We start from the raw sequence: 8,210 nt of genomic DNA, 5'->3' as shown, positions 1-8,210 counted from the left end.
GCTCACGGCCGCCGCCGCTCCGCCTCCTCCACGTACGCGTTGTACGCCGCCACCTGCGCCCGCCGCGCGGTCCGCTCCACCGGCCGCAGCAGATCCGCCCGCGCGGCGATCTGCGACGCGCTCACCGCCGCACCGTCACCGTCCCCCGCGATCCGCACCAGCGCCCCGATCCGCTGCGCCAGCGCCAGCACCCGCACCGCGCGTGGCGGATACCCCGGCGCCAGCAGCTCGCGCCCGCGCTCGGCCCGTGCCCGGTAGGCATCGAGAGCCGCCTGCGCGTCCGGCCCCGCACCCGCCACATCCAGCTGCGCCAGCGCGTCGGTGGCGTCCCGCAGCGCCTCCGCCAGCTCCCGCTCCGCCTCCCCGAGCGAGGGCACATCGGCCGGCGGCGCGTCCCGTACCGGCAGGCACTGCCACTCCACCTCCACATGCAGATCGCCGGCCGGACCCGCCTCGTGCACCGCGGGCACCAGGCCCAGCGCCGCCGCGCCCACCGTGACCACCGCCTCACCGGCCGCCAGCGCCCGGGCGTTGAACTCCGGCGGGCCGCTCAGCCCCAGCGGATGCCCGGCGACCGGCAGCGCCAGCCGCAGCCCCGTCACGCCCAGCGCGCGCAGCCGGCCGAGTCCCAGGGTCAGCCCGACCGCCGTGTGCTCCCCCGGCAGCCCGGAGATCCGGTGCACGGCGTCGTCCGCCGTGATCCGCTGGGCGACGTCATCCGGCGCGGCAAGTCCGGCAAGCAGGGCATTTCCCCACGCGGTGAGCCGCCCTGAGCGAGGTTCATCAAGCATGGCCCCCAGCCTAAGGACTGGACCCGACCGCTGGTGGCGTAAGTTTTCCCCGGGGGTTCCTTCTGGCTCGTGCCGACCTGGGCACACCGGACCGCCGAGACTGCAATGGGAGACAACGCGCTCATGAGCGATGTGCTGGAGCTGGTGGACGTATCCGTGGTCCGCGACGGACGAGCTCTGGTGGACCAGGTCTCGTGGTCCGTCGCCGAGGGCGAGCGCTGGGTCATCCTCGGCCCGAACGGCGCCGGCAAGACCACCCTGCTCAATGTGGCGTCCAGCTACCTCTTCCCGACCGCCGGCACCGTCTCGATCCTCGGCGAGAAGCTCGGCAGCGTCGACGTCTTCGACCTCCGGCCCCGGATCGGCATGGCCGGCGCCGCCATGGCCGAGAAGATGCCGCGCCGGCAGACCGTGCTGGAGACGGTGCTCACCGCCGCCTACGGCATGACCGCCACCTGGCAGGAAGGCTATGAGCAGGTCGACGAGGACCGGGCCCGCGCCTTCCTCGACCGGCTCGGCATGAGCGAATTCCTCGACCGCAAGTTCGGCACGCTGTCCGAGGGCGAGCGCAAGCGGACCCTGATCGCCCGCGCGATGATGTCCGACCCCGAGCTGCTGCTGCTGGACGAGCCCGCGGCCGGCCTCGACCTCGGGGGCCGCGAGGACCTGGTGCGCCGCCTCGGCCGCCTGGCCCGCGACCCGATCGCCCCCTCCATGGTCATGGTCACCCACCACGTCGAGGAGATCGCCCCCGGCTTCACCCACGTGCTGATGATCCGCCAGGGCAAGGTCGTCACCGCCGGCCCGATCGAACTCGAACTCACCTCCCGCAACCTGTCCCTCTGCTTCGGCCTCCCCCTCGTCGTCGAGCGCCGCGGCGACCGCTGGACCGCCGCGGGCTTGCCGCTCTCCTGACGCGCCGGTCCGCGCCCCCGTCCGCGCCCCCCCGTCCGCGCTCCCGGTCCGTTGCCGTGCGTACTGCCGCAACTGGGGTCCGCACGCCTAGGATTGACCACGTGGACGCATGGGTGTGGTGGCTGATAGCCGCGGTGGGACTGGGCATTCCACTGGTGATCACGGCAATGCCCGAATTCGGGATGTTCGCGGTCGGGGCGGTGGCCGGCGCGGCAGCCGCCGGGCTCGGCGGCGGCATCGTGGCCCAGGTCGTCACCTTCGTGGTGGTGTCGGTCGCGCTCCTGGTCTTCGTACGGCCGATCGCGTACCGCAACCGCCAGCGGCCGGAACAGCGCAGCGGGGTGGACGCCCTCCGAGGCAAGCAGGCCGTCGTCCTGGAACGGGTCGACGGCGGCGCCGGCGGCCGGATCAAGCTGGCCGGGGAGATCTGGTCGGCCCGCGCCCTGCAAACCGGTCAGGTCTTCGACCCCGGACAGCAGGTGGACGTGGTGGAGATCGACGGAGCCACCGCGGTGGTCATGTAGTCAGCCGGTCCAGCGCGGGCCACACTTGGCGTGACCGCCCCGTACCGCGGACCGGTAAATTCACCGAACCGCGCACGCGGCGCACCCGCGGTCTGCCAGAATTGATCATGACAGGGTAGGTCGGACTTCGCAGGCGAAGTCGCAAGCCGCACGTGAAGTCGCAGTCAAGCTCGCAGTCAAACGGCGCCGGGAGTTGGCCATGCAGCCCATCATCATCGTGCTCATCATCCTGGTGGTGCTCGTCTTCATCGCCCTGATCAAGACGGTCCAGGTCATTCCGCAGGCCACCGCCGCCATCGTCGAACGCTTCGGCCGCTACACCCGTACGCTCAGCGCCGGACTGAACATCGTCGTCCCCTTCATCGACACCATCCGCAACCGGATCGACCTGCGCGAACAGGTCGTCCCCTTCCCGCCGCAGCCGGTGATCACCCAGGACAACCTGGTGGTGAACATCGACACCGTCATCTACTACCAGGTCACCGACGCCCGCGCCGCCACCTACGAGGTGGCCAGCTACATCCAGGCGATCGAGCAGCTCACCGTCACCACGCTGCGCAACATCATCGGCGGCATGGACCTGGAGCGGACCCTGACCTCCCGCGAGGAGATCAACGCGGCGCTGCGCGGCGTTCTGGACGAGGCCACCGGCAAGTGGGGCATCCGCGTCAACCGCGTGGAACTCAAGGCGATCGAGCCGCCCACCTCCATCCAGGACTCGATGGAGAAGCAGATGCGCGCCGACCGCGACAAGCGCGCCGCGATCCTCACCGCCGAGGGCATCCGGCAGTCCCAGATCCTCACCGCGGAAGGTGAGAAGCAGTCCTCCATCCTGCGCGCCGAAGGCGAGAGCAAGGCCGCCGCCCTGCGCGCCGAGGGCGAGGCCCAGGCGATCCGCACCGTCTTCGAGTCCATCCACGCCGGCGACCCGGACCAGAAGCTGCTGGCCTACCAGTATCTGCAGATGCTGCCGAAGATCGCCGCGGGCGACGCCAACAAGCTCTGGATCATCCCCAGTGAGCTCAATGACGCCCTCAAGGGCCTCGGCGGCATAGTCAACATCCCCGGCGCACCCGGCAGTGACAACGGCGGCCCCGCCGTCAGCGGCCCGCCCGCCCCGCGCCGCGAATCCCCGCGCTTCGACAAGGACTGACCGACGATCCGCCCGGCCGCGGACCGATCCCCAACCCCCGAGGGCGCCCTCGGCCGGACTTCTCCCGCTGTGGCATGATCGCCGCGCACCCCTCGACCGATGAGGCGGGGCGGGCGCGTGGCGACCATGGAGAGCTCGGATGTCCCCAGCAGAAGCCCTGGCGGTGCTCGCGGCCGGAATCGGCGCCGGCACCATCAATACGATCGTCGGCTCGGGAACGCTGATCACCTTCCCGGTACTGCTCGCCATCGGCCTGCCGCCCGTCACCGCCAACGTCTCCAACACCCTTGGCCTGGTGTCGGGGTCGGTGACCGGAGCCATCGGCTACCGGCGTGAACTCGCGGGGCAGCGCGCCCGGTTGCTCCGCCTCGGCGCGATCTGTCTGGCCGGCGGCCTGGCCGGCGCCATTTTGCTGGTCACCCTGCCGTCCGGGGCCTTCGACGCGATCGTGCCGGTCCTGATCGGCATCGCGCTCGTCCTGGTCGTCCTGCAGCCCCGCCTGTCCCGCGCCATCCAGCGCCGCCGGGAACGGGCCGGGACCACCGCCCCCACCGACGGCGGCCCCGTCCTCCTGATCGGCATGCTGCTCGCCAGCGCCTACGGCGGGTACTTCGGCGCCGCCCAAGGAGTGCTCTACCTCTCCTTGATGGGCCTGCTGCTGACCGAGCCGCTGCAACGCCTCAACGGCCTGAAGAACGTCCTCGCCGCCGTCGTCAACGGCGTCGCCGCGCTCTTCTTCGTCTTCGTCGCCCCCATGGACTGGGCGGCCGTCGCGCTGATCGCCGTCGGGGCCACTGTCGGCGGGCTGATCGGAGCGCGGGTCGGCCGCCGCCTGCCGCCCACCGCCCTGCGCGGCCTCATCGTGGCCGTCGGCGTGGTGGCCATCGTCCAACTGGTCCTCAAGGACACCTGACGCCCGGGGCGGGCTGACGCACCCGCCCGCCCCGGGACCCGACCGGCCGAAGCCCACGCCGAGGACCACGAACGACACTCAGGCCGGCAGCGCCAGCCACTGCGGCAGGCCCTCCCGGTCCCGCACCCCCAGCGCCAGCAGCAGCGCGTCCGCCGGAGTCGGCTCGAAGGGCCGCACCAGCAGCCGCATCCCCGCCTGCTCCGGCGTACGGTCCGCCTTGCGCTGGTTGTCCTCGGTGCACGCCGCCACCGTGTTCAGCCAGGTGTCGCCGCCCCCGCGCGACTTCGGCTGCACGTGGTCCACGGTGGTGGCCCGCCGGCCGCAGTAGGCGCACCGGTGCCGGTCCCGCACCAGCACCCCCCGGCGCGACCAGGCGGCCCGTTGTCGGAAGGGCACCCGCACGTAGCGGCACAGCCGTATCACCTGCGGCACCGGCACCTCGACATCGGCGGCCCGGATCCGGAGCCCGGGATGCGCCTGCTCCACCACGGCCTTGTCCTGCATCACCAGCACGACGGCACGTCGCAGCGACACCGTCGACAGCGGCTCGAAACTCGCGTTCAGTACCAGCGTCTCCCGCATCCCGCCCACCTCCCCGGCCCGATCCGCCCCGGCGGGCGAAGTCGCTCCACTGTGCCCGCGGGCACCTCGGTGGACAACGCAATTTCTCGCCGGAGGACAACAGATGAGCAGGGATGAAGTTCCCAGCGAAGCTTGCGGAAAGCCCGGGGGAAGAAGGCGGCGGCACCAACGCCGCAAGAAGAGCTGGTGTCCGGCGGATCCGAGCGGCCCGGCGGCGCCGAAGCCGGCGCGACCGGGCCCGCACCGGCGGTCAGCCCTCCGCGGGCACCTCGTACTCACCGATCAGCTGAGCACGCCCGATCGCGTGGAAGCGCAGATTGAAGCCCACGAAGGCCGGCGACGCGTCCGCGTCCACCCCGAGCTTGTCGGTGTCCACCGCGTACACCGTGAAGACATAGCGGTGCGGACCGTCCCCGGCCGGCGGCGCCGCGCCGCCGAAGTCCCGGGTCCCGTAGTCGTTGCGTGCGTGCACCGCGCCGGCCGGCAGCCCCGGGAACGTCCCGGACCCGGCGCCGGCCGGCAACTCGGTGACGGACACCGGGAGGTCGAACAGCACCCAGTGCCAGAACCCGCTGCCGGTCGGGGCGTCCGGGTCGTAGCAGGTGACCGCGAAACTCTTCGTCCCCGCCGGGAAGCCCTCCCAGCGCAGCTGCGGGGAGACGTTCCCCGCCGCGTACACCTGGTCGTCCTTCAGCGTCGCCCCCGGGGCCACGTCGTCGCTCACCACCGTGAACGCCGGCACCGGCGGGTGGAAGTCATGGGGGAGCGGCCGTCGCGCTTGCTCGGACACCTCGACACCTCCTGTTGGTACGTGGATGCGTACATGAATACGTACATGTATGCGCACATGAATGCGTTCGTGAAGCAGGAACGCTGCTCGGCCATGGAAGCCCGCGCGGGACCGAGCCTAAGCCCGCCACCGGCCGCGATCGGCTCCGCCCGGTCCGGCGATCCGCGCGGGCGCGGCGGTCACCCGCACCGTTCCACTACCCTCGGGAGCTGTGATCACCGCACCCGAAAGGACCCCGCTGGCCCGCGCCTTTTTCGACCGGCCGGTCCTGGAGATCGCCCCCGACCTGCTCGGCCGCATCCTGGTACGCGCCACCGACGACGGCCCGATCGAACTGCGCCTGACCGAGGTGGAGGCCTACGACGGCCCCAACGACCCCGGCTCGCACGCCTACCGCGGCCGCACCGACCGCAACGCGGTGATGTTCGGCCCGCCGGGCTACACCTACGTCTACTTCACCTACGGCATGTGGCACTGCCTGAACCTGGTGTGCGGTCCCGAAGGACAGCCCAGCGGAGTCCTGCTCCGGGCCGGTGAGATCACGGCCGGCGCCCCGCTGGCCCGGGCGCACCGGCCCGCCTCCCGCAAGGACAGCGACCTCGCCCAGGGCCCCGCCCGGCTCGCCACCGCCCTGTCCGTCGACCGTGCCCTCAACGGCGCGGACGCCTGCTCCGACGACGGCGGCCCGTTCCGCATCCTCACCGGCACCCCGCCGGAGCCGGCCCTGATCCGCACCGGCCCGCGGACCGGCGTCGGCGGCGACGGCGCCGCCCACCCGTGGCGCTACTGGATCGACGGCGACCCCACCGTCAGCTCCTACCGCGCCCACGTCCCGCGCAAGCGCCGATAATCGGGCTGCGGGCAGCACGTACCCTCGGACAGGTCGGCGATGTTCCGCCGCGACCTTTTCCACCGACGTTCCTGAGCCATCCCCGACAGTCATCCCCCAACAGACATCCCCACAGAGGAGACACGACACCGTGACGGACATCGTCGACGAGCTGCAGTGGCGCGGGCTGATCGCCGTATCCACTGACGAGGACGCGTTGCGCAAGGCGTTCGCGGACGGCCCCGTCACGGTCTATGTCGGCTTCGACCCCACCGCGCCCAGCCTGCACCTCGGCAACCTGGTCCAGATCCTCACCGTCCGCCGCCTCCAGCTGGCCGGCCACCGCCCGCTCGGCCTGGTCGGCGGCGCCACCGGACTGATCGGCGACCCGAAGCCCACCGCCGAGCGCAGCCTGAACGATCCCGCGGTCGTCGCCGAGTGGGTGCGGCGGGTACGGGCCCAGATCGAACCCTTCTTCTCCTTCGAGGGGCCGAACGCGGCCGTCATGGTCAACAACCTGGACTGGACCCAGGGCCTGTCCGCCATCGAGTTCCTGCGCGACATCGGCAAGCACTTCCGCGTGAACAAGATGATCAGCAAGGAGGCGGTCTCCCGCCGGCTCAACTCCGACCAGGGCATCAGCTACACGGAGTTCAGCTACCAGATCCTGCAGGGCATGGACTTCCTGGAGCTCTACCGGCGCTACGGCTGCACCCTGCAGACCGGCGGCAGCGACCAGTGGGGCAACCTGACCGCCGGCATCGACCTCATCCACCGGGTGGAGGGCGCCGCGGTGCACGCCCTGGCCACCCCGCTGCTCACCAAGGCGGACGGCACCAAGTTCGGCAAGACCGAGGGCGGCGCCATCTGGCTCGACCCCGAGATGACCTCGCCGTACGCCTTCTACCAGTTCTGGCTGAACGCCGACGACCGGGACATCTCCAGCTTCCTGCGCACCTTCAGCTTCGCCTCGCGGGAGGAGATCGAGGAGCTGGAGCGCGCCACCCAGGAGCGCCCGCAGGCCCGCGCCGCCCAGCGGGCCCTCGCCGAGGAACTCACCACTCTGGTGCACGGGGCGGACCAGTGCGCCGCCGTGGTCGCCGCGTCCAAGGCGCTTTTCGGCCAGGGCGAACTCGCCGACCTCGACGAGCGCACGCTGGCTGCCGCGCTGAGTGAACTGCCGAAGGCCCGGATCAGCGCCGAGGGCGCCGAACTGCCCCCGATCGCGGACTTGTTCGCGCTGGTGAACCTGGTGCCCAGCAAGTCGGCCGCCCGCCGCACCATCAAGGAGGGCGGCGCCTACCTGAACAACATCAAGGTGGTGGGGGAGGACGCGGTCCCGACCCGCAACGACCTCGTGCACGGCCGCTGGCTGGTGCTGCGGCGCGGCAAGCGCAACCTGGGCGCGGTCGAGGTCGGCTGACGTGGCTGGAAATCTGCGTTTGGACGGGAGCGGAGCTTGACTCGGCTCCCGTCCGTGCGTAATGTAGTCCGAGCCGCTGAAACGGTGGGCCTGTTCGTATGAGGCCCTGCCGGCCGAGCGGCCACCCACTGTCCTACCCCTTCCCGAACCTCGGGTTGTTTTTTGGTGCGCCGAAATTCAATTCGAAGAAGCCGATTATGAATCGGCGGGGAAGCGGAGTACAGTAGGGAACACGAAGGGAAAGCCCGGAGGAAAACCGGAAACGGTGAACCGAAGGCAGCTTCCGTTCC

At 71.2% G+C, this 8,210-nt stretch carries 9 protein-coding genes; 6 read left to right on the top strand and 3 right to left on the bottom strand.

Annotated features, from left to right (window positions below; all coding sequences use genetic code 11):
- Positions 1–2: 2 nt before the first annotated feature.
- Entirely contained in the window at positions 3–791 is a 789-nt protein-coding gene (locus tag GA0115240_RS19655) for a hypothetical protein (protein ID WP_093738023.1), read from the bottom strand.
- Between the two features lie 105 nt (positions 792–896).
- Between GA0115240_RS19655 and GA0115240_RS19650 the strand changes: the two genes are divergently transcribed.
- The 4 genes from GA0115240_RS19650 to GA0115240_RS19635 all read left to right on the top strand — a co-directional run bounded on the left by GA0115240_RS19650 (position 897) and on the right by GA0115240_RS19635 (position 4,296).
- Positions 897–1,706, top strand: a complete 810-nt coding sequence (locus GA0115240_RS19650) for an ABC transporter ATP-binding protein (protein WP_093738021.1) — start codon at positions 897–899, stop codon at positions 1,704–1,706.
- 92 nt (positions 1,707–1,798) lie between these two features.
- Positions 1,799–2,230, top strand: coding sequence for an NfeD family protein (locus tag GA0115240_RS19645; RefSeq protein WP_093738024.1), 432 nt, complete (start codon positions 1,799–1,801; stop codon positions 2,228–2,230).
- Between the two features lie 199 nt (positions 2,231–2,429).
- Entirely contained in the window at positions 2,430–3,383 is a 954-nt protein-coding gene (locus GA0115240_RS19640) for an SPFH domain-containing protein (protein WP_093738019.1), read from the top strand.
- 139 nt (positions 3,384–3,522) lie between these two features.
- Positions 3,523–4,296, top strand: coding sequence for a sulfite exporter TauE/SafE family protein (locus GA0115240_RS19635; protein ID WP_093738017.1), 774 nt, complete (start codon positions 3,523–3,525; stop codon positions 4,294–4,296).
- Positions 4,297–4,374: 78 nt separating this feature from the next.
- Here GA0115240_RS19635 and GA0115240_RS19630 read toward each other — a convergent pair whose 3' ends face one another.
- Together GA0115240_RS19630 and GA0115240_RS19625 are read right to left on the bottom strand one after the other, a co-directional pair.
- A complete protein-coding gene (locus tag GA0115240_RS19630) occupies positions 4,375–4,878 on the bottom strand; it encodes an HNH endonuclease (protein WP_093738015.1) in 504 nt (167 codons plus the stop codon).
- A gap of 250 nt (positions 4,879–5,128) precedes the next feature.
- The gene (locus GA0115240_RS19625) at positions 5,129–5,668 is read right to left on the bottom strand and encodes a YbhB/YbcL family Raf kinase inhibitor-like protein (protein ID WP_093738013.1); all 540 of its coding nucleotides are present in this window, start codon (positions 5,666–5,668) and stop codon (positions 5,129–5,131) included.
- A 211-nt stretch (positions 5,669–5,879) separates the two neighbouring features.
- Between GA0115240_RS19625 and GA0115240_RS19620 the strand changes: the two genes are divergently transcribed.
- Both GA0115240_RS19620 and tyrS read left to right on the top strand, forming a co-directional pair.
- Complete coding sequence (locus GA0115240_RS19620) at positions 5,880–6,518, top strand: DNA-3-methyladenine glycosylase (protein WP_093738011.1); 639 nt, start codon at positions 5,880–5,882, stop codon at positions 6,516–6,518.
- A gap of 130 nt (positions 6,519–6,648) precedes the next feature.
- Entirely contained in the window at positions 6,649–7,920 is a 1,272-nt protein-coding gene (tyrS, locus tag GA0115240_RS19615; RefSeq protein WP_093738009.1) for a tyrosine--tRNA ligase, read from the top strand.
- Positions 7,921–8,210: the final 290 nt, after the last annotated feature.

Origin of the sequence: Streptomyces sp. DvalAA-14 (assembly GCF_900091855.1) — a bacterium.
In the GTDB taxonomy this organism is placed as follows: Bacteria; Actinomycetota; Actinomycetes; order Streptomycetales; family Streptomycetaceae; genus Actinacidiphila.
The sequence above is the reverse complement of the archived record's forward strand: the minus strand, read 5'-3'. Positions and strand labels throughout refer to the sequence as shown.